Annotated in this window: 1 protein-coding gene; it reads left to right on the top strand. The window is 48.1% G+C overall.

Annotated features, from left to right (window positions below):
* The coding region (locus tag AC0IY1_RS25545) for a serine hydrolase (protein WP_325905870.1) at window positions 1-241 on the top strand (241 nt) is incomplete at both ends.

Below are 241 nucleotides of genomic sequence, written 5' to 3'. Positions count from 1 at the left end.
GTGCACGAGTGGGTTACATCGAACTGGATCTCAACAGCGGTAAGATCCTTGAGAGTTTTCGCCCCGAAGAACGTTTTCCAATGATGAGCACTTTTAAAGTTCTGCTATGTGGCGCGGTATTATCCCGTATTGACGCCGGGCAAGAGCAACTCGGTCGCCGCATACACTATTCTCAGAATGACTTGGTTGAGTACTCACCAGTCACAGAAAAGCATCTTACGGATGGCATGACAGTAAGAGA

This window comes from Methylobacterium sp. AC690 (assembly GCF_979256535.1).
The sequence above is the reverse complement of the archived record's forward strand: the minus strand, read 5'-3'. Positions and strand labels throughout refer to the sequence as shown.